General features: G+C 37.6%; 22 protein-coding genes. 16 read left to right on the top strand and 6 right to left on the bottom strand.

The genetic code is table 11. From position 1 onward, the window contains the following. Positions 1 to 228: 228 nt before the first annotated feature. Genes ACM46_RS03190 through ACM46_RS03210 form a run of 5 tightly spaced genes read left to right on the top strand, consistent with a single transcriptional unit; the run spans position 229 to position 3,849 of the window. The gene (locus ACM46_RS03190) at positions 229 to 1,437 is read left to right on the top strand and encodes a BaiN/RdsA family NAD(P)/FAD-dependent oxidoreductase (protein WP_048505152.1); all 1,209 of its coding nucleotides are present in this window, start codon (positions 229 to 231) and stop codon (positions 1,435 to 1,437) included. Continuing rightward, the gene (locus ACM46_RS03195) at positions 1,434 to 1,847 is read left to right on the top strand and encodes an energy transducer TonB (RefSeq protein ID WP_048505153.1); all 414 of its coding nucleotides are present in this window, start codon (positions 1,434 to 1,436) and stop codon (positions 1,845 to 1,847) included. Before ACM46_RS03190 ends, ACM46_RS03195 begins: the two co-directional genes overlap by 4 nt. Positions 1,848 to 1,875: 28 nt before the next feature. Next, positions 1,876 to 2,514 (top strand): DUF2306 domain-containing protein, encoded by a 639-nt coding sequence (locus tag ACM46_RS03200; RefSeq protein ID WP_048505154.1) that lies wholly within the window; start codon positions 1,876 to 1,878, stop codon positions 2,512 to 2,514. Continuing rightward, the gene (locus tag ACM46_RS03205; protein WP_048505155.1) at positions 2,511 to 3,428 is read left to right on the top strand and encodes a YARHG domain-containing protein; all 918 of its coding nucleotides are present in this window, start codon (positions 2,511 to 2,513) and stop codon (positions 3,426 to 3,428) included. Before ACM46_RS03200 ends, ACM46_RS03205 begins: the two co-directional genes overlap by 4 nt. A gap of 10 nt (positions 3,429 to 3,438) precedes the next feature. Continuing rightward, complete coding sequence (locus ACM46_RS03210; RefSeq protein ID WP_131707536.1) at positions 3,439 to 3,849, top strand: energy transducer TonB; 411 nt, start codon at positions 3,439 to 3,441, stop codon at positions 3,847 to 3,849. Here the strand turns inward: ACM46_RS03210 and ACM46_RS03215 are convergent. The 3 genes from ACM46_RS03215 to ACM46_RS03225 form a co-directional block, all read right to left on the bottom strand. Next, a complete protein-coding gene (locus ACM46_RS03215; protein ID WP_048505157.1) occupies positions 3,839 to 4,228 on the bottom strand; it encodes a ribosomal maturation YjgA family protein in 390 nt (129 codons plus the stop codon). The genes ACM46_RS03210 and ACM46_RS03215 overlap by 11 nt on opposite strands. Positions 4,229 to 4,474: 246 nt before the next feature. After that, a complete protein-coding gene (locus ACM46_RS03220; RefSeq protein ID WP_048505158.1) occupies positions 4,475 to 5,134 on the bottom strand; it encodes a thioredoxin family protein in 660 nt (219 codons plus the stop codon). Positions 5,135 to 5,141: 7 nt separating this feature from the next. Continuing rightward, positions 5,142 to 5,630 (bottom strand): TlpA family protein disulfide reductase, encoded by a 489-nt coding sequence (locus ACM46_RS03225; protein ID WP_048505159.1) that lies wholly within the window; start codon positions 5,628 to 5,630, stop codon positions 5,142 to 5,144. 278 nt (positions 5,631 to 5,908) lie between these two features. Here ACM46_RS03225 and ACM46_RS23280 point away from each other — a divergent pair, with 278 nt between their 5' ends. Together ACM46_RS23280 and ACM46_RS23285 are read left to right on the top strand one after the other, a co-directional pair. Next, entirely contained in the window at positions 5,909 to 6,070 is a 162-nt protein-coding gene (locus tag ACM46_RS23280; protein ID WP_157859422.1) for a hypothetical protein, read from the top strand. A 48-nt stretch (positions 6,071 to 6,118) separates the two neighbouring features. Continuing rightward, positions 6,119 to 6,283, top strand: a complete 165-nt coding sequence (locus ACM46_RS23285; protein WP_157859423.1) for a hypothetical protein — start codon at positions 6,119 to 6,121, stop codon at positions 6,281 to 6,283. Positions 6,284 to 6,505: 222 nt separating this feature from the next. Here the strand turns inward: ACM46_RS23285 and mutS are convergent, their stop codons facing one another. Continuing rightward, entirely contained in the window at positions 6,506 to 9,094 is a 2,589-nt protein-coding gene (mutS, locus tag ACM46_RS03230; RefSeq protein WP_048505160.1) for a DNA mismatch repair protein MutS, read from the bottom strand. Positions 9,095 to 9,510: 416 nt separating this feature from the next. Between mutS and ACM46_RS03235 the strand changes: the two genes are divergently transcribed. Beyond that, on the top strand, positions 9,511 to 10,041 hold the full coding sequence (locus ACM46_RS03235) for a GNAT family N-acetyltransferase (protein ID WP_048505161.1): 531 nt from the start codon (positions 9,511 to 9,513) through the stop codon (positions 10,039 to 10,041). A 109-nt stretch (positions 10,042 to 10,150) separates the two neighbouring features. Here ACM46_RS03235 and ACM46_RS03240 read toward each other — a convergent pair whose 3' ends face one another. Beyond that, a complete protein-coding gene (locus tag ACM46_RS03240; protein WP_048505162.1) occupies positions 10,151 to 11,020 on the bottom strand; it encodes a cupin-like domain-containing protein in 870 nt (289 codons plus the stop codon). Positions 11,021 to 11,244: 224 nt separating this feature from the next. Between ACM46_RS03240 and ACM46_RS03245 the strand changes: the two genes are divergently transcribed. Then, positions 11,245 to 12,123 carry a bestrophin family protein gene (locus tag ACM46_RS03245; RefSeq protein ID WP_048505163.1) on the top strand — a complete coding sequence of 293 codons (879 nt, stop codon included), beginning with the start codon at positions 11,245 to 11,247 and terminating at the stop codon, positions 12,121 to 12,123. A gap of 12 nt (positions 12,124 to 12,135) precedes the next feature. On the opposite strand, the gene ACM46_RS03250 is transcribed toward ACM46_RS03245, so the two are convergent. Beyond that, positions 12,136 to 12,735 (bottom strand): hypothetical protein, encoded by a 600-nt coding sequence (locus tag ACM46_RS03250; protein WP_048505164.1) that lies wholly within the window; start codon positions 12,733 to 12,735, stop codon positions 12,136 to 12,138. A 54-nt stretch (positions 12,736 to 12,789) separates the two neighbouring features. Between ACM46_RS03250 and ACM46_RS03255 the strand changes: the two genes are divergently transcribed. The 7 genes from ACM46_RS03255 (at position 12,790) to ACM46_RS03285 (ending at position 18,303) form a co-directional block, all read left to right on the top strand. Further along, a complete protein-coding gene (locus ACM46_RS03255) occupies positions 12,790 to 13,410 on the top strand; it encodes a toxin-antitoxin system YwqK family antitoxin (RefSeq protein WP_048505165.1) in 621 nt (206 codons plus the stop codon). Positions 13,411 to 13,415: 5 nt separating this feature from the next. Next, the gene (locus ACM46_RS03260) at positions 13,416 to 13,946 is read left to right on the top strand and encodes an RNA methyltransferase (protein WP_048505166.1); all 531 of its coding nucleotides are present in this window, start codon (positions 13,416 to 13,418) and stop codon (positions 13,944 to 13,946) included. Between the two features lie 187 nt (positions 13,947 to 14,133). Further along, positions 14,134 to 14,784, top strand: a complete 651-nt coding sequence (locus ACM46_RS03265) for a CBS domain-containing protein (RefSeq protein WP_048505167.1) — start codon at positions 14,134 to 14,136, stop codon at positions 14,782 to 14,784. A gap of 1 nt (position 14,785) precedes the next feature. Further along, a complete protein-coding gene (locus ACM46_RS03270; RefSeq protein WP_048505168.1) occupies positions 14,786 to 15,652 on the top strand; it encodes an NAD kinase in 867 nt (288 codons plus the stop codon). A gap of 71 nt (positions 15,653 to 15,723) precedes the next feature. Continuing rightward, a complete protein-coding gene (fbaA, locus tag ACM46_RS03275) occupies positions 15,724 to 16,794 on the top strand; it encodes a class II fructose-bisphosphate aldolase (RefSeq protein WP_048505169.1) in 1,071 nt (356 codons plus the stop codon). A gap of 90 nt (positions 16,795 to 16,884) precedes the next feature. Continuing rightward, positions 16,885 to 17,739, top strand: a complete 855-nt coding sequence (gene accD / locus ACM46_RS03280) for an acetyl-CoA carboxylase, carboxyltransferase subunit beta (protein WP_048505170.1) — start codon at positions 16,885 to 16,887, stop codon at positions 17,737 to 17,739. Between the two features lie 54 nt (positions 17,740 to 17,793). Beyond that, positions 17,794 to 18,303 (top strand): DUF6973 domain-containing protein, encoded by a 510-nt coding sequence (locus ACM46_RS03285; RefSeq protein ID WP_048505171.1) that lies wholly within the window; start codon positions 17,794 to 17,796, stop codon positions 18,301 to 18,303. The last annotated feature ends 277 nt before the right edge of the window (positions 18,304 to 18,580 follow it).

An 18,580-nucleotide genomic window follows, 5' to 3' on the forward strand; every position in this document is an offset into this window, starting at 1 on the left:
TAAATACGTTTTAAATATGTTCTTATAAAGTTTTCATTTTTTTAACCACAACTCTGTTCTGTAAACTCTTTCAACAAGCCTTAAACGCAAGATAATCTTTTGTGACTTTTGTGGTTGATCTTTAAACTTTAAAGTTCAAAAATTATATTCTGCAAAATTACTCAAATAAGATGGTTTATAAAAATTGTACTTTTGAAAAAATAATCTTCCGCATAGGATTACGCATACATGAAACAGATCATTATAATCGGAGGCGGTGCCGCAGGTTTTTTCTGCGCATCGAACCTTGACGAAAAAAAATACAGGATTACCATTCTGGAACAGAATTCGGATGTACTTCAGAAAGTAAAAATTTCCGGCGGCGGGCGCTGCAATGTCACGCATGCCTGCTTCGATCCCAGAGAACTGGTTCAGTTTTATCCGCGGGGAAACAAAGAGCTGTTAAGTGTTTTCACCAAATTTCAGCCGGGAGATACGATGGAATGGTTTGATCAGCGCAATGTTCCTCTGAAAATAGAGAACGACAACCGGGTTTTTCCGGAAAGCAATTCTTCACAGACGATTATCAATACTTTTCTGAATGAGATTCGAAATAAAAAAGCAGAGATTAAAACCAAATGTTCTGTCAAAGAAATTGAAAAACAGGGTGAACAATATCTGGTAAAAACGAGTCTTGGAGATTTTCAGGCTGATTATATTGTTTATACGACAGGAAGTTCTCCAAAATCATTAAAAATCATTGAGAATCTGGGTCATAAGATTGTTGATCTTGTTCCATCGCTTTTTACCTTCAATATAAAAGATCAGCTGTTGCAGGATATTCCGGGAACCAGTTTTGAAAATGCAGAGATATCAATTCCGAAATTAAAAACAGAAGAAAGCGGGCCTTTACTGATTACCCATTGGGGGCTTTCTGGTCCTGCAGTTCTGAAAATTTCTGCCTGGGAAGCTATAAGTCTTGCCCAATCAAAGTATCATTTTGAAATTGAGGTGAATTTCATTTCAAGATCTGTGGATGATGCAGAGGAAATATTTCAGAGTTTCAGACAGGCTCATCCGAAAAAAACCATTGGACAGTCTAAGATTTTTGACATCACAAACAGATTCTGGCAGAAGATCCTGGAGGTTTCAAAAGTTGATCTGAATAAACAGATTTCCAATATTTCAGGGAAAGAAATACAAAATATTCTTGAAAACCTTTGCCGGAAAAAGCTTCAGGTCACAGGAAAGTCAACCTTTAAAGATGAGTTTGTAACCGCGGGAGGCATTGATTTAAAGGAAATTAACTTCAAAAACATGTCTTCCAAAATTTTACCCAATTTCTATATTGCGGGGGAAGTTCTGAATATTGATGCTGTGACGGGAGGGTTCAATTTCCAGGCATGCTGGAGTGAAGGATGGCTTATTTCGCAGGATTTAAATAACTTAGAGATATGAAAAAAATAATAGTCCTTGCCTTTCTTCTCATATCTGTGACTGTTTTTTCACAGACGCAGCCAAAAGAAGATTCAAAAGATCAGAAAGTATCTACTACAGACACACAGAAGCCTATCCAAACTGACGTTGCGGCTGAGTTTCCGGGTGGAATGGATGCCCTCAGAAGGCATATCAGCTCTCAATTTGATTCCTCAAAAATCAATGATTCAGGAGTTTTTAAATCCGTCACTAAGTTTTTGATTCATACTGACGGTAGTATGAGCTCTATTTCAACCACTGGAAATAATCCTGCTATGAATAAAGAAATGACCCGCGTAATTAAAGCAATTAAAAACAAATGGAAACCTGCTACGCGTGATGGTCAGCCTGTTGAAACATGGTACACAATTCCCATGACCATAAATATTTAAAAAAATCAACCAGTTTCGGTTCAATAAAATGCTTACGGCGAAAAAAAATATCCCTTTTCTTTTAAAAGTTCTGCTGATTGCAGGATTTGGATATTTCTTTTGGCTGATGCTAAAAATTACGCTAGAGTATATTCCCTTCAATCCGAATGTAAGCTTTCTGATGATTAAGCAGACTGAAGTTCAGGACAGACCGGAATATCTTTCTTTTTTTTATACGCATGTGTATACCAGTATTTTTGTGTTGCTTTTCGGATTTCTGGCTATTCTCAGAAAAGATTTCGGACTCAAAAATTTTCACAGAAATATGGGTAAGCTTTATATTTTTTTAATTCTGATTCTCGCTGCGCCTTCCGGAATTTATATGGGAATTTTTGCCAACGGAGGTTTTCTTTCCAAAATTTCATTCGTTATTTTGGGTTCTCTCTGGTGGTTTACGACTTATAAAGCTTATCAGCTGGCGAGAAAAAAACACTTCCGGGAGCACAAGCAATGGATGTGGCGAAGTTTTGCACTCAGTGTATCTGCTCTTACCCTTCGTATCTGGAAAGTAATTATTGTATATTTATTCCACCCAAATCCTATGGATGTTTATCAGATCATCGCATGGCTGGGCTGGATTCCCAATATCCTTTTGATAGAATATTTAATCACAAAAAAACTCATATGAAAATTTTAAATTACACCCTTATTTCTTTGCTTGCAGCTTCTTTGCTGAGCTGTAAAAAAGAAGGAAAGACCATCGCGACAGACAAAGATTCTGTGATCGCTAAAAAAGATTCTGTTGTGGTTCCGGAGATTTATAAGGAATATTACGGAATCTATACCGGAGATTTTGCCGGAAAAGAAATGAATAAGTACGAAGATGGCGAGGAATACGAAGATTACGTCAATAAAAAGCTTTCCCTGAAGATTAACAGAATCACTAAAGACAGTGTTTACGGGCAAAGTATTGTGAACGGAAACCAGCGTCCTTTCAGAGGTATTTTTAATGAAAGCACCCGGTCTTTCGTTCTGGATGAGCCTGGAAATGACAAAACAGACGGAAGATTTGAAGTGAAGCTGAACGGCGACAGCATTACCGGAAAATGGAATGCTTTTAATAAATCTGCCGTAAAATCTCCTTTAAAAACCATTAAACTATCTAAAAGGGATTTTGTGTACAATCCGAATTTTATGCTGAATAAGGACTCTGATCTGGTAGATTGGTCTAATCCTAAAGATTTTGTAGAGAAATATACCAATGAAGACACCGGAAAGACGGAAAGCTATACCACATCCAAAAACAGAGTGGCTTCGGAAGCTATTTTCACATTGAATGCCTCCAAGCAGAAACTGACGGAGAAAGAGCTTAAAAATTTACGAAAACTGGACCTTGAAATTATCAAAAATTCCGTTTTTGCCAGACACGGATATTCTTTCAAAAAAGAAACATACCGGTATTTCTTTGAGCAGACGGACTGGTATATTCCGGTTTCCAATAATGTAGATAAAGAACTTTCGCCTATGGAAAAGGAAAATGTAGCTTTGCTTAACCGTTTCATCAAATATGCGGAGGATAAATATGACAGCTTCGGAAGGTAATATTCAGGGTATGAAAAAGTATATTTTCTTTATTTTACTATTTTGGACAGCCACAGTTGCTGCTCAGAAAGATTCTGCAGTGACTCCGGCTCACCAACCATCGGCAGATGTGAAAGCAGGCCCTGTAAAAGACGCCGAGTTTCCGGGCGGACACAAGGCTTTTGTCGCGGAGATCCTGAAATATTTCCGGACCTCTCCATTGGTAAAAGCAGACATCATGAGTGCAAAAGCAATTGCTTCTTTTATAGTAGATACGGAAGGAAACATGGTGAACATCAAAATAGAATCTTATGAACACACATTGGTAAAAGATGAGTTTCTAAGAGCGCTGAAAATGATTAAAACCCGATGGATTCCGGCAGAACAGGATGGCAAAAAAGTCAGAAGCTTTATGAAACAGCCTTTGGTATTCAACCTGTAATGGGTTTTTCCGGATTCAGCTTTACCCAAAAGAAAAGCAGCAAACATCCTGCGGCGTAACACAGAATATCAATCCAGGAGAAAGAATTTCCGATCACAATATACATCAGGCTTCCAGGACGGAAGCCTAATTTTTCGGCTATATTAAAGTATTGCGCCAGCTCTACAAGACAGGAAAAAGCAAAAATTCCAAGAATAAGTTTTTCATTATTCATTGTAACAAAACTCCTGACAAAGGTATATAGCAACATTACGACAATGACATCTCCCAGATAGGCTCTTACAAAGAAGATATCTTCCAGTTTTGTCGCAATCAGAACTTCTATGAGGAAAATGAAGATGGTGAGCAGGAAGTATTTCAGGTTAAATTTCAGTTTCATCTTTAATATTTATGTTTTGGCTAAAGCCTTTTGAGTTTTGGTTATTGTTTAAGCGGGCTAAAGCCCGCTCCTATTGAATTGAATATATTTTCAAATAATCATTTCAACAAGGTCAGTCTCTTTTTAAGCTGCTATTGAATTGAACCCTTTTTCAAACAATCATTTCAAAAGGGCAGGTTCTTTTTAAGCCATAAAAAATCGGTATCCAGAGAATACCGATCGTTTATCAAATTTAAGGCAAATATATTATTTCTTTACTTTAATTGTGCATCCTATAGCCACTGTTTTTGTCATTTTTACGGGTTCGTTTTTAATCAATGCATTTACGGCATCCTGAACATAATATTCGGATACATCATTCGGGTTTTCGTAGTTGTTGTCTATGGCACCGATGTATTTTACGATATTCTTTCCGTTTTCTTTCTGCAACACAAAGACGTGAGGTGTTTTTGTAGCTCCATACAGCGGATAGACTTTTTGTCCTTCATCTACCAGATACGGGAAGGTAAAGCCTTTTTGTTTCGCTCTTTCGATCATTTGTTTATAGCCGTCTTCGGGCTGTACATTCGGATCATTGGGATTAACGGCAATAACCGGATAGCCCTGATTTTTGAATTTTTTATCAAGTTCTACAATTCTGTCTTCATATTTTTTGGCATAGGGGCAGTGGTTGCAGGTGAAAACGACTATAAATCCTTTTGCGCTTTTAAAATCGCTTAAAGACACCATTTTTCCGTCAATATTTTTCAGTTTAAAATCTGCGGCTTCGTCTCCAACCTCGTACCCTTTTGCGGAAGCGGAAGCTGTTGTTTTCGAAGTTTTGTTTTTCTCATGATCTGTGGATGTAAAGCTCAACAGTCCGAGTCCGGCAATAAATGCCGCCAATAAAATTTTCAGGTTTTTCATATTTATATTATTGTAAATTATCTTTAATTGTCTTTTCCAGATCTTCTTTGCTCATTTCACCGTCGTTGAAATGTACTTTTTCGCCGTTTTTATAGAATAGGGTTATGGGAATATTTCCGTCCCAGTTCTTTTCAAATTTCGGAATCCAGGTATTCATTCTTTTTACATCATCCAGCAGAATGACTTCGGCGGTAAGGTTTTTGTTTTTGATGAATTTAATCACTCTTTCTTTGTCTACAAGTCTGTCCAGTGAAACCAGAATCATTTTAAATTTGGGATTATCTTTATACTGATTATTGAGTTCCATAAAATGAGGAAGCTCTTTCACGCAGGGAGCACAGGTGGTTGCCCAGAAGTTGACAATCAACAATTTATCATTTTCCTTCTGAATTCTTTTTTCAAGATCTTCATATTTCATGGAAGGGACTTCTGTTTGTTGGGCATTAAAAGTGGCCAGACAAAGAAATACGGTTAATATACTCAGGATATTCTTCATATTCAAAAATAGTCATTAATTGTCATTCAGATTTTAGGTCTGCTTTTGTCTTTTTGTTTGGATAAAAAGTATCGGAGAAAGTTAATTTTAATGGTAAAAAAAGTCAAAAGAAAATAAAGATCAGAAGTATTGAAAACAATACGGTCTTTGCTGAATATTCACCAATAAAAGCTAAGTATCTTATATTCAATACCAATTTTAACATTATTTTATTAATCACCTCCTATTGAATTATAAAAATTAAATGTAAATTAGCTTAGAATCAAATCAAAATTATCATGAAAAAATCAAACATTCTATCTAAGAAACTGACCAAAAAAGAACTGAAAGAAATCAAAGGAGCAAGACCTTTCTGCTTTATTGTAATGAGCTGCTTTGATCCGAACACTGGTGAAGAGCAATACGGAGTTCCGGGCCACCAGGATGGAAACTGCTGTTAATGACCTGATTTTTCAAAAAAAATTATTCTAAAACTTAATTCAAATTTTATGAAAAAATCAAATTTTCAACCAAGAAAACTTTCTAAGAAAGAACTGAAAGGAATTAAAGGAGGAGCAAGACCTATCTGCTTTATTGTAATTAGCTGTTATGATCCGGCTACCGGTGAAGAGCAATATGGAGTTCCAGGCCATCAGGATGGAAATTGCTGCTAAACAGGGATCACCATTTAACTTAAAATGTATGAAAAACTCAAGCATTCAAAGCAGAAAGCTCATGAAAAAAGAGCTAAAGGAGATCAACGGAGGCGCTTCATGTGCTGAAGAGGTCTGTGTAAACTGAGAGGCGTAAGCAACCACTTCATGATCATTGGGCCGAGAGGCAAAGACGGATACTGCTGTTAATCTTCAGATATAATCAACAAAAAAATGATTGGCTTAACCGCCAATCATTTTTTTTATCGAATTCAGTTTCATTAAAGCCTCAATAGGCGTCAATGTATTGATATCTATTTTTGTGAGTTCTTCGCGGATATTCTCCAGAACAGGGTCGTCCAGCTGGAAAAAAGAGAGCTGCATATTTTCTTCGGTAACTCTTTTGATGCTTTCAGAAGTACTTGTGCTTTGTGTACGGCTTGCTTCAAGGGTTTTGAGAATTTCATTGGCTCTGTTGACCACTTTTGCAGGCATTCCTGCCAGTTTAGCCACATGAATCCCGAAACTGTGCTCGCTGCCTCCGGGAACCAGTTTTCTTAAAAAGATAATATTTCCTTTATTTTCCTGGATGGAAACATGAAAGTTTTTCACTCTTTCAAAATTCACGGTCATCTCATTCAGCTCGTGGTAGTGTGTAGCAAAAAGCGTTTTGGCCTGTGTAGGATGCTGATGAAGGTATTCCGCAATGGCCCAAGCAATAGAAACTCCATCATAGGTAGAAGTTCCTCTTCCAATTTCATCCAGCAGAATAAGGCTTCGTTCTGAAATATTATTGAGAATATTGGCAGCTTCATTCATTTCCACCATAAAAGTAGATTCTCCGGCAGAAATGTTGTCCGTAGCCCCTACCCTTGTGAAAATCTTGTCTAAAACGCCAATTTCAGCGTGTTTAGCAGGCACAAAGCTTCCGATCTGAGCCAATAGACAGACAATTGCCGTCTGGCGAAGAATGGCTGATTTACCGGCCATGTTTGGTCCGGTAACCATAATAATCTGTTGAGAATCTTTATCTAAAAAAATATCGTTTGGAATATATTTTTCTCCTAAAGGAAGAGCGTTTTCTATAATCGGATGTCTTGCTTCTTTAAGATCTATCGCATACCCCTGATTAAGAACGGGCTTTGTATAACTTTCAGAAACAGCCAGTTCCGATAATCCTGCCGCCACATCAAGCTGAGCAATGATATTGGAATTCCCCTGAATCTGATCCATATAAACCATAGTCTCCGCACATATATTTCTGTACAGCTCATTTTCCAGGACTCCTATTTTTTCTTCGGCTCCAAGAATCTGGCTTTCGTACTCTTTCAGTTCTTCCGTAATGTAACGTTCGGCATTCACCAAAGTCTGTTTTCTGAGCCAGTCGCCCGGAACTTTGTCTCTATGAGCGTTTCTTACTTCTATATAGTACCCGAAAACATTATTAAAATCAATTTTAAGACTTGAAATTCCTGTTCTTTCTATTTCTCTCTGGCACATTTCATCCAGAAAACCACGGCCTTTGCTCTGGAGATTTCTCAATCGGTCCAGTTCTTCAGAAATACCTTCTTTAATGATATTTCCTTTTGAAATATTGACAGGAAGCTCTTCATTCAGATGATTTTGTAAAAACTTGATCAGCTCTTCCATATCAAAAAGCGGCTCCAGCCAGGCCAATACATCAGCGTGTGGATGAAGCAGGGCTTTTATCTGATGAATATTGATCATACTCTGGCGCAGATACCCCAATTCTTTTGGAGAAATTTTTTCGGCCGCCAGTTTTCCCATCAATCGGTCAAGATCCGAGATGGATTTCAGCAGCTGGCAGATTTCGTATTTAAGAGGATCATTTTCATTCAGGAAATCAATCAGAGAAAGCCTTCTCATAATTTCATCCACAGATTTTAAAGGAAGAATAATTCTTCTTCTCAATAACCTTCCCCCCATCGGGGTAGAGGTTTTATCAATAATATCCAGCAGCGATTTTCCCTGTGGATTACTTGGATACACAATTTCCAGATTTCTCAACGTAAAATTGTCCATCATCAAATAATCATCCTGCGGAATGATCTGAAGTTTTGTGATATGGGCCAGTAAGTTGTGGTGGGTGTCTTCCACCAGATAAGCGAAAATGGCTCCTGCAGCTGTAATAGCCAGCGGAAGGTTTTCAATCCCGAATCCTTTTAAAGAATTCGTTTTAAAATGAGAGGTCAGTTTCTCATAGGCAAAATTATACTGGAAAGCCCAGTCTTCCAGCTTAAAAGCGCTTTTATTTTTAAGCTGTTCCGGCAGCTGGACACTTCTCTGAAAAACAATTTCACTGGGATCAAAAGTATTGACGATATGAAGAAGTTTTTCCAAATTTCCTTCACTTACCAAAAACTCTCCTGTAGAAACGTCTACCAGAGCTATCCCATATTTTTCTTTTTCTTTATGGAGGGAAAGCAGGAAGTTATTCTTTTTTGAGTTCAGTACCTGATCATTGAATGTAACTCCCGGTGTTACCAATTCTGTAACGCCTCTTTTTACAATTCCCTTCACCATTTTAGGGTCTTCCAGCTGGTCACAGATAGCGACTCTCATTCCGGCTCTTACCAGCTTAGGAAGATAAGAATCCACAGAATGATGTGGAAACCCGGCGAGTTCTATATGCCCTTCTCCATTGGCTCTTTTGGTCAATACAATACCCAGGATCTGGGATGTTCTTACGGCATCCTGCCCGAAAGTTTCATAAAAATCACCAACCCGGAACAACAGCAGTGCATCAGGGTATTTAGCCTTGATGGTATTGTACTGCGTCATAAGCGGGGTTTCCTTCTTCGATTTTGCCATAATAAAAAATGAGCCCCAAATTTAAATAAAATAACCTGAGTTCGGGGTATGAAAATTAAGATTGGGGTGCTGAAAGTTGTGAGGTGGTTTTTTAAGGTGCGGGATTCGAGATGCGGGGTATGGGTTTCGGGTTTGAGAGTCGGAGGGTTTTAAGGGTGGAGAGTTTCACATTTCATTTGCCAAGCAAAATTGATTATTGATATTTCTCAACCTTAGCCTTCACTTCAGCCTAAAAAACTGACATCTTTTAAAAGTTGACCATTTACTTGTGTAGCAAAATTGACCATTGACATTCCTCAACCTTAACCTTCACCTCAGCCTAAAAACCCACCATTCAAGCTTTTTAACTTTAGTTCAGGTAATTTATATATTTTCAGAACAAAATAATTATCGTATTTTTCACTAAAATAAATGATATGATTTATCCGGTTTTAGAAACTGAAAGACTTCTTTTAAGACAGCTGACCCCTCAGGATGCAGAAGACCTTTTCGAATATTTCTCTCTGGATGAAGTCATGGAATATTATGATCTGGATACTTTCAAAACCCTTGAAGATGCTCAAAATATCATCTCTCACTTCAATGGTGAGTTTGAAAAAGGGAAGGGTTTCCGCTGGGCGATAGAGTTAAAATCGGAAAAGAAAGTCATTGGAACCTGTGGTTATCACAACTGGTACCGCGAGCATTCCAGAGCAGAAATCGGCTATGAGCTCAATCCTAAATTCTGGAGAAATTCCTATATGAAAGAAGCGGTTCTTCCTATTCTTATATTCGGATTTGAAACGATGGCGCTTCACCGGGTAGATGCCTTCATAGATCCGTCCAATATCTCTTCTGAGAAACTTTTACTTTCTTTAAACTTTAAGGAGGAAGGAATGCTCCGTGATTATTTCTTTGAAAAAGGAAAGTTTGTAGATGCTAAAATCTTCGGGCTTATTAATGAGTGAAATAGAAGTTATTGAAAACTGAACTTTAGTCTCAACGAATCCTTGTCAAGGTTTTGAACCTTGACAAGGATTGCAAAAGAACTTTCAGTCTTCTTTCTTTAAATCCCCCCTACTTTTTTTTCTTTTCAAATGCTTCCGAACCTTTCTCGTAAGCCCATTTCTGTTTGTAATTCACCCATTTAGCTTTAAAAATTTTACGCAGAAGCTTATCTGTATACCTCATGATAAAGACATGATACAGCATATTGGCAAAAACATTGGGTTTATTGGGAAGTGCTCTGAGCGACAAGGAAAATCCGGGTTCCAGGTATCTGTTAAAATGCCAGAAAGCTCCGGGAATAAAAAGTGCGTCTCCATGTTCCATGAAAATCTCGTAGCCTTTCGCATATTTTAAAGCCGGAAACTTTTCATAATCAGGGTTTTCATAGTCTATATCGTAGACGGTATGTACAGAAAGGGGTACTTTATATAAAAAGGCAGACTGCTTCTGATCGAATAAAAGAATTCTCTTTTTGCCTTCAAAATGGATGTGAAGAAAATCTCCCAAATCCACATCGTAATGCATTAAAACATGCGCCTCACTTCCCCCGAAAAAAAGCGTGGGAAGCCTTTTAAAAAATTTAATTCCCAGATCAGGATAAGTGAAGTTTTTCAGCAGCTCCGGAAGCCTGTCTGTAATGATATAGAAAAAGATTCGCAGGTCTGACGGTCCGCTTTTTATTCTGTCGATATAATCCTTCATTTTCATATTCGTAACGGGAGCATCTGAACTTTTGGAAGCATCTGCCGGTTTATTATCATACAGAGGAACGTCCTGATCGCCTGCTTTTTCTCTGATGTAGGCAAGATTCCACTTGTCGAAAGCATCCCACTGGCTCGCAAAATTTTTAATCAAAAGCGGCTTATGCTTTTTGAAATAATTCTTTTGAAAATCTTCTTTACTAATATCGTTAACTACATCTACGTTTTCGAGGATCATCTTAATTGTATTATGTTAGTGCGAAATAAAAATAGTGTTTTTTTGAAATCTGTGAAAATTAAAAAATGGTTACAGATTGTTGCTGAGGATTATTCTTTGTTTTACTGACTGATTGTGTTGGGGCTTCGGGAGCCCTATTTTTCATTTATTTTAAAATTATTTTAAGGCTTCCGATAAAGCAGAGCTCAACTGAAAAAATTATATTTGTAAGACTAAGTGAATTTATGAGAGCCTACAATACCAAGCATTTTCTGAAAATCCTGTTCAGTATGCACAAAAGCGATACCATGAAGATCCTTTTTCCAACCATGATTCTTGTGGGTCTTTATTCCTGGGGTATTCAGTATCTGGAAGTGGAATACCTTCATCTTACTGCAAAATCAGGAGTGAGTAATGTAGGAATGATTCATTCATTGTTGGGTTTTGTTCTTTCCCTTCTGTTGGTTTTCAGAACCAATACGGCATATGACAGATGGTGGGAAGGCAGAAAACTATGGGGAAAACTGGTAAATGATACGCGAAATTTTGCCGTAAAGATCAATACCATTCTGGAGGATAACCGTCAGGATGCGGAACAGATCGCAAGATATCTCAAATATTTTCCTCATTTTTTAGCTAAACATTTATCCAAAGAATCTACAAGGCTTGCTTTGGATGAAGATTATTCCGAAATTGAAAAATCCCTGAAGCATCATGGCCCCAGCGAAATTGTTATTCTTTTAACCCATAAACTGCATCAGCTGAAAAAAGAAGGCAAGATTTCCGATATTGAAATGGTATACCTGGATACTCAGCTTTCCGGTTTTCTGGATGTCTGCGGAGGCTGCGAGCGGATTAAAAACACGCCTATCCCTTATTCCTATTCTTCTTTCGTAAAAAAATTCATCATTCTGTATGTTCTTGCTTTGCCTGTTGCTTATGTTATTACAATCGGGCTTCTGATGATTCCGCTTACGGTATTTGTATATTATGTCCTGATGAGTCTGGAACTTATCGCAGAAGAAATTGAGGATCCTTTTAATAATGATGAAAATGATATTCCTATGGAGGCATTAGCCCAGAATATTGAAAAAAATGTACATCAGATTATGATCAGAAAATAAAAAATCAACCTTTTAAAGGTTGATTTCTTTTAGTTCGCCGTCTGCTTTGATTTCTACAAACTTGCTTTCCCTGTTGGCAGCATCATATCCGTAAAAAAATGTACTATATATCGGGGTGGAATACAAATAGTTTCCATAACCGTTAAAGGTATTTGTGGTTCCTGTCTGTTCCTGATAACTTGCCGTTGCTGTAAAGTTCACGATGGTTTCAAGATAGTATTTACCCGGTTTCAGCTTTTCAAATTTAAAGCGGCCATGATCGTCGGTTAATGCTTCCACTCTATATTTGAATGCCTCTTCAGACATATATACCGTTGTCTTTCTGTTTTCATATTTCTTTCTCATACTGTAGAACTCCTCAAAGTAAGGGGTTACAGGGAAAAGCATGACAACAGTTCCTTTAGGGGCATAATGTTTAGCGCCAAGCAAAGGTTTGATTCCCCAGTTGTTTTTCTGTTTTGTAGAAGCTACTCCTTCAATGGTAGAGTTTCCAAAGCCAAGCATATCTCTCGCTAATTTCTTATCAAAAAAAGCCTGTGGGTAATAGGTATTTTGTGCCTGTATATATATAAAGGAGAATACCAACAGCAGCAAAATGGATATTTTTTTCATATTATATTTTATTTCAAATATAAGTATTTTGCTATTTTTGAAATAAAAAAATCTATGAAATACTTCTTTTTGCTATTCATCTCAGCATCTTCCTGGATGATAGCACAGAAACCATGTGGATTTAAGGACGGTCTTCAGGAGGGATCCTGCAAAGCTTTCTTTGACAATGGACAGGTAAAACAGATACTTGAATGGAAAAAAGGCAAAGTGGATGGCGAAGCCATTTATTATCACGAAAACGGAAAGGTCCAGGCCAAAGGCGAGTATAAAAAAGACTTCAAGGTAAAAGAATGGGCCTACTATGACAAAAACGGTATCCTTACCTCCAAAGAAGTTTTCAGAAACGGAGACAAAAACATTTATGACAACAGCTTTACCGCTACTTTTTATAACCCATCCGGAACCATCGCAGAAGTTTCCAATTATAAATTCGCTAAATTACACGGCGAAAGCAAACTTTACTATGAAAACGGGAAGTCTGTAAAACAGATCGGGCAATATGAAAACGGACTGGCTGTAGGAAAATGGAAAACACTTTATCCGTCCGGAAAATTACAGCGTGAAACAGAATTCGCGAACGATAAATGGAACGGAAACCGCATCCATTACCGCGAAGACGGAAGCGTTGAAAAAACAGAAGTCTACAGAGACGGAAAATTAATCTCAACAAAATAAAACAATTGGTACAAAAATTAAAACTGGAGGAACTTAACAGAATAGATGTAGAAACATTTAAGAAGGTTGAGAAAATTCCATTGGTCATTATTTTAGACAATCTCAGAAGCATGCATAATGTAGGGGCATCTTTCAGAACGGCAGATGCTTTTCTGATCGAAAAAATTATTTTATGCGGTATTACTCCGCAACCTCCGCACCGTGAAATTCATAAGGCAGCACTCGGGGCTACCGAAAGCGTGGACTGGGGCCATGAAAGCGACATCAATTCTGCCATTCAGGATTATAAAACTAAAGGGTACGAGATTATAGGTATTGAGCAGACTACAGACAGCGTTATGATCAACGATTTCAACATAGATAAATCAAAAAAATACGCTTTAATTCTAGGGAATGAAGTAGAAGGAATCAGTGATGAAGCTCTCCCTCATATTGATACTTTTCTTGAAATTCCTCAGCTGGGAACCAAGCACTCTCTGAATGTAAGTGTATGCGGCGGAATTGTCATGTGGGAATTTGCAAAAGCCCTAAAATAAAAAAACTGCATATGTCCTTAAAAGACAGTGCAGTTTGAAATAAATCTAATAAAAAGTAAAAATGAAAGGCGACAAAGGTACCTTTTTTTTCTTTACAAACAAATTTTAGCATCACTTTTTTTATTTTTCCCGAAAAAAAGTGGTGCTTTGAGAAAAAGTTTCATTTAATTTTTTATAAATTAGCACAATGTTTATCAAGGATTATATCTCAAAAGACTTTCCATGTTTTAGCCTTACTGACTCTATAGAATCAGCAAGGAATACGTTAGAAGATTTTGGATATTCCCATATTTTCATCAAAAAATCCCATCACTTCTACGGAGCTATCGCAGAAGATTTTCTGTATGAAGGAGATGGAACCCTGAAAGATCTTGAGCATCAGATTGAGCGTTTTGCTATTCTGGAGGACAATAATATTATGGACAGCATCCGTCTGTTCTACACCTTCAGTTCCAATGTGATCCCGGTGATCAACAAAAATGAAAAGTATCTGGGGTACATCACCTGCGAGGATATTTTTCAGAATTTTTCCCGATATCCCCTATTTTCAGAGACAGGCGCCATTCTTACCATAGAAACACCGGCCAGAAAATATTCGATGACGGAGATTGCCAATATTGTGGAAAGCAACAACTCGAAATTTTATGGTGGATTCATCACTTTTATGTCTGATGAAGTAGTTCATGTAACCATTAAGATCAGCAATGAAAACTTGTCCTCGATAGACGCTACTTTTGACCGGTATGATTACAGAATTGTTGAGAAATACTATTCTGATGAGAAATCAGACCTCTTTAAGGACCGGTTCGGATTTTTCCAAAAATTCATAGAAATATAACATGAAGGCAGCCATATATTCTCAGAAAAAAGACCTCGACACTTTTTTATATTTAAGCAAGTTTATTTCAGAACTTGAAACCAGAGGCGTAAAATCTGTTCTGTACGACGAAATGGCTGAAGCGCTTCAGTTCTCAAAAATATTTGAAACATTCAACAGCAAACAGGATCTTCTGGATAAGAAAGTAGATCTTTTTTTTACTTTTGGAGGTGACGGAACTATCGTCAACTCTCTTACCTTTATAGAAGATCTTGAAATCCCGATTGTAGGGGTAAATACCGGAAGACTAGGATTTCTGGCCAGTTTTACCAAAGAAGAGGCATTCAAAGAACTGGATGCTATTTTAAAAGGGGATGTAAAAACCAGCCGCCGTGCTGTAATTGAGGTGGTATCTCCCAGGTCAGATGACTTTTTCCCATATGCCCTGAACGATGTTACCGTTTCCCGAAAGGAAACTACGTCCATGATTACGGTAGATTCATATATCAATGATGAGTTTCTGAATGTTTTCTGGGGCGATGGTGTTATTGTTTCCACTCCTACAGGATCTACCGCTTATTCTTTAAGCTGTGGTGGCCCCATTATCTCTCCGAACAACGAAAATTTCGTCATCACACCTATCGCACCTCATAATCTGAATGTGAGACCATTGGTTGTGAACGACAGGGTAGAAATAAAGTTCAAAGTAGAAAGCAGAGTTCCGCAGTATTCTCTTTCGCTGGATTCAAGATTGGTTCATATAGAAACCGACAAAGAAATTATCATCAAAAAGGCAGATTTTCAGATCCTTCTGGTGCAGCCCAATCATTTAAGTTTCTACGAAACGATCCGTCAGAAGCTGCTTTGGGGAAGGGATAAAAGAAATTAGTAATTCCTCAAAAATGATTACCTTTACAGGAATTTTAAAAACGCCTAATAATTTAAAATAAAAAGTAAAACATGAGCAGAATTTTTCCGGCAGGAGTTGCCACAGGTCAATTAGTTACCGATATTTTTCAGTACGCTAAAGAAAACAAATTCGCACTGCCAGCAGTAAACGTAATTGGTTCAAGCAATGTAAATGCTGTTATGGAAACTGCAGCAAAATTAAACTCTCCTGTTATTATCCAGTTTTCAAACGGTGGAGCTGCTTTCAACGCAGGAAAAGGATTAAGCAATGACGGTCAGAAAGCCGCTATTTTAGGATCTATTGCCGGAGCAAAACATATTCATACTCTTGCAGAAGCTTACGGAGCAACTGTGATTTTACATACTGACCACTGTGCAAAGAAATTATTACCGTGGATCGACGGATTATTAGATGCCAGTGAAGAGCACTATAAGCAAACCGGAAAGTCTCTTTATTCTTCTCACATGCTTGACCTTTCTGAAGAATCTTTGGAAGAAAACCTTGAGATTTCAGCAAAATACTTCGAAAGAATGGCTAAAATGCAGATGACTCTTGAAGTGGAGATTGGTGTAACAGGAGGAGAAGAAGATGGTGTAGACAACTCAGACGTAGACAACTCTAAATTATATACTCAACCGGAAGATATCGCTTATACTTACGAAAAATTGAAAGCAATTTCTGACAACTTTACCATTGCTGCCGCTTTCGGTAACGTACACGGAGTTTACAAGCCAGGAAACGTGGTTCTTACCCCGAAAATTCTTGACAACTCTCAAAAATATGTTCAGGAGAAATTCGGAACAGGTGAAAAGCCGGTAAACTTTGTATTCCACGGTGGTTCAGGATCTACTTTAGAAGAGATCAGAGAAGCGATCGACTACGGAGTAATTAAAATGAATATTGACACTGACCTTCAGTTTGCTTACACAGAAGGAGTGAGAGACTACATGATTAACAATATCGATTATTTAAGAGCGCAAATCGGAAACCCTGAAGGAGAAGAAAAGCCTAACAAGAAATTCTACGATCCAAGAGTTTGGGTAAGAAAAGGTGAGGAAACTTTCTCTACAAGACTGGTTAAAGCGTTTGAAGACTTAAATAACGTAAATACTTTAAAATAAGAACTGTACATTTGTATTAATGTAAAAAGTATTCATAACGGATACAGTTTACATTAATACATTTTACATTTATCCCCTAATACAATCAAAATGGCATTCGACTGGTTTAAAAGAAAAACAAAAAACATTACCACCTCTACTGATGAAAAAAAGGATGTTCCCAAAGGTCTTTGGCATCAGACTCCATCAGGAAAAGTAGTGGAGCATGATGAGCTTAGAAGAAACAATTACGTTTCCCCTGAAGACGGATTTCATGTAAGAATTGGAAGTGCAGAATTTTTTGATATCCTTTTTGACGAAGGAAATTTCACTGAACTGGATGCCAATGTTGAAAGTATTGATATCTTGAATTTCAAGGATACAAAACCTTACAAAGACCGTCTGAAAGAAGTAAAAGCCAAAACAAAACTTACAGATTCTATCAGAAACGCAGTAGGAACCGTAAAAGGAACCCAAATGGTTGTTTCATGTATGGATTTCGCCTTTATTGGAGGATCTCTAGGTTCTGTAATGGGTGAAAAAATCAGAAGAGCGATAGATTACTGTATCGCCAACAAACTTCCGTACATGATTATCTGTCAGTCCGGAGGAGCAAGAATGCAGGAAGCCACCTATTCTCTGATGCAGCTGGCTAAAGTACAGGCTAAGCTTGCACAGCTTTCTGAAGCTGGTCTTTTATACATCGCTTATCTTTGTGACCCTACTTTTGGAGGAATTACCGCTTCTTTCGCTATGACTGCTGATATCATCATGGCTGAACCGGGAGCACTGATCGGTTTTGCCGGTCCTAGAGTAATCCGTGAAACCATCGGAAGAGATCTTCCGGAAGGCTTCCAGACCTCTGAATTCTTACAGGAAAAAGGATTTGTAGATTTCATTGTAAAAAGAACTGAAATTAAAGATACAGTAGCCAAAACAGTCAATTTATTAGCTGTAAAAGCATAAAATCTGTAACAAACACTATACAATCTCTCTCTAATTAGGGAGAGATTTTTATTTATGAGGACTTTCAAGATATTTTTTAATACCATCCGAAGCATGAGCCTGAAAAAGATCATGCGTCTTTTATCACTCCTTATCCCCCATCCTCTTTTTGCCCTGTTAAGCTTTCATGCAACGGTTCAGGTCTTTGCAATTGCCCAGAAAAAATTCCCCGAAACCGCATCAAACAACGGTATTGGAAATGCTTTCAGACATGCTTTATGGTGCTGTTTTATCATGATGTACTGCTGTAAGGTCTCATCGCCCCAAAAGGCATTTGATTTCTGCAAAAGAATTACAGATCTGCATGAGGAGCTGTTTCCCAACCAGCCTTTGGAAACCAAAATGGATCTTCACAACAACAAAATCGGCATGGATTATTTTATGGAGCTTCTTCCGGGAATTCACCGCCAGTTTTTTGAGAAGGGATTTTTCATTGATAATCTCATCAAAAAAATGGATGATGCTAAGGTTTTAACAAGTTTGGATGATGATTTTGAAGGGTATCTGGTGTATTTAAACGAATAATATTAAGACGGGGAGTCTGAAGTTTGAAGAAGGAAGTTATTGAAACCCTTAAACAAAATTACAGGGTTATTTATTAGCCTCTAAGATGATCGTTAACTACACTATATTAACAGCCCGGCAGCACTTCCAGCTTCCCTCTTCCGGCTTCTAACCATTTTAATCTAACTTCTTTAACCCCGAAAGCTGATAATATTCTAAAATCAATAACGTTTACAAATAATCTTTTCCTCAATTTCCTTTTTATTTATTATCTTTTCTAAAATTTTAATTTAATCGA

Source organism: Chryseobacterium angstadtii, assembly GCF_001045465.1.
Lineage (GTDB): Bacteria > Bacteroidota > Bacteroidia > Flavobacteriales > Weeksellaceae > Chryseobacterium > Chryseobacterium angstadtii.

Bases quoted from the DNA above. Each gene is read 5' to 3' on its own strand.
- ACM46_RS03255 (WP_048505165.1), top strand. From the start codon at position 12,790: ATGAAATACTTCTTTTTGCTATTCATCTCAGCATCTTCCTGGATGATA.
- ACM46_RS03265 (WP_048505167.1), top strand. From the start codon at position 14,134: ATGTTTATCAAGGATTATATCTCAAAAGACTTTCCATGTTTTAGCCTT.
- ACM46_RS03235 (WP_048505161.1), top strand. From the start codon at position 9,511: ATGATTTATCCGGTTTTAGAAACTGAAAGACTTCTTTTAAGACAGCTG.
- accD (WP_048505170.1), top strand. From the start codon at position 16,885: ATGGCATTCGACTGGTTTAAAAGAAAAACAAAAAACATTACCACCTCT.
- ACM46_RS03210 (WP_131707536.1), top strand. From the start codon at position 3,439: ATGAAAAAGTATATTTTCTTTATTTTACTATTTTGGACAGCCACAGTT.
- ACM46_RS03240 (WP_048505162.1), bottom strand. From the start codon at position 11,020: ATGATCCTCGAAAACGTAGATGTAGTTAACGATATTAGTAAAGAAGAT.
- ACM46_RS03195 (WP_048505153.1), top strand. From the start codon at position 1,434: ATGAAAAAAATAATAGTCCTTGCCTTTCTTCTCATATCTGTGACTGTT.
- ACM46_RS03225 (WP_048505159.1), bottom strand. From the start codon at position 5,630: ATGAAGAATATCCTGAGTATATTAACCGTATTTCTTTGTCTGGCCACT.
- ACM46_RS03270 (WP_048505168.1), top strand. From the start codon at position 14,786: ATGAAGGCAGCCATATATTCTCAGAAAAAAGACCTCGACACTTTTTTA.
- ACM46_RS03245 (WP_048505163.1), top strand. From the start codon at position 11,245: ATGAGAGCCTACAATACCAAGCATTTTCTGAAAATCCTGTTCAGTATG.
- ACM46_RS23280 (WP_157859422.1), top strand. From the start codon at position 5,909: ATGAAAAAATCAAACATTCTATCTAAGAAACTGACCAAAAAAGAACTG.
- ACM46_RS03285 (WP_048505171.1), top strand. From the start codon at position 17,794: ATGAGGACTTTCAAGATATTTTTTAATACCATCCGAAGCATGAGCCTG.
- ACM46_RS03205 (WP_048505155.1), top strand. From the start codon at position 2,511: ATGAAAATTTTAAATTACACCCTTATTTCTTTGCTTGCAGCTTCTTTG.
- ACM46_RS03220 (WP_048505158.1), bottom strand. From the start codon at position 5,134: ATGAAAAACCTGAAAATTTTATTGGCGGCATTTATTGCCGGACTCGGA.
- ACM46_RS23285 (WP_157859423.1), top strand. From the start codon at position 6,119: ATGAAAAAATCAAATTTTCAACCAAGAAAACTTTCTAAGAAAGAACTG.
- ACM46_RS03250 (WP_048505164.1), bottom strand. From the start codon at position 12,735: ATGAAAAAAATATCCATTTTGCTGCTGTTGGTATTCTCCTTTATATAT.
- ACM46_RS03200 (WP_048505154.1), top strand. From the start codon at position 1,876: ATGCTTACGGCGAAAAAAAATATCCCTTTTCTTTTAAAAGTTCTGCTG.
- ACM46_RS03190 (WP_048505152.1), top strand. From the start codon at position 229: ATGAAACAGATCATTATAATCGGAGGCGGTGCCGCAGGTTTTTTCTGC.
- mutS (WP_048505160.1), bottom strand. From the start codon at position 9,094: ATGGCAAAATCGAAGAAGGAAACCCCGCTTATGACGCAGTACAATACC.
- ACM46_RS03215 (WP_048505157.1), bottom strand. From the start codon at position 4,228: ATGAAACTGAAATTTAACCTGAAATACTTCCTGCTCACCATCTTCATT.
- fbaA (WP_048505169.1), top strand. From the start codon at position 15,724: ATGAGCAGAATTTTTCCGGCAGGAGTTGCCACAGGTCAATTAGTTACC.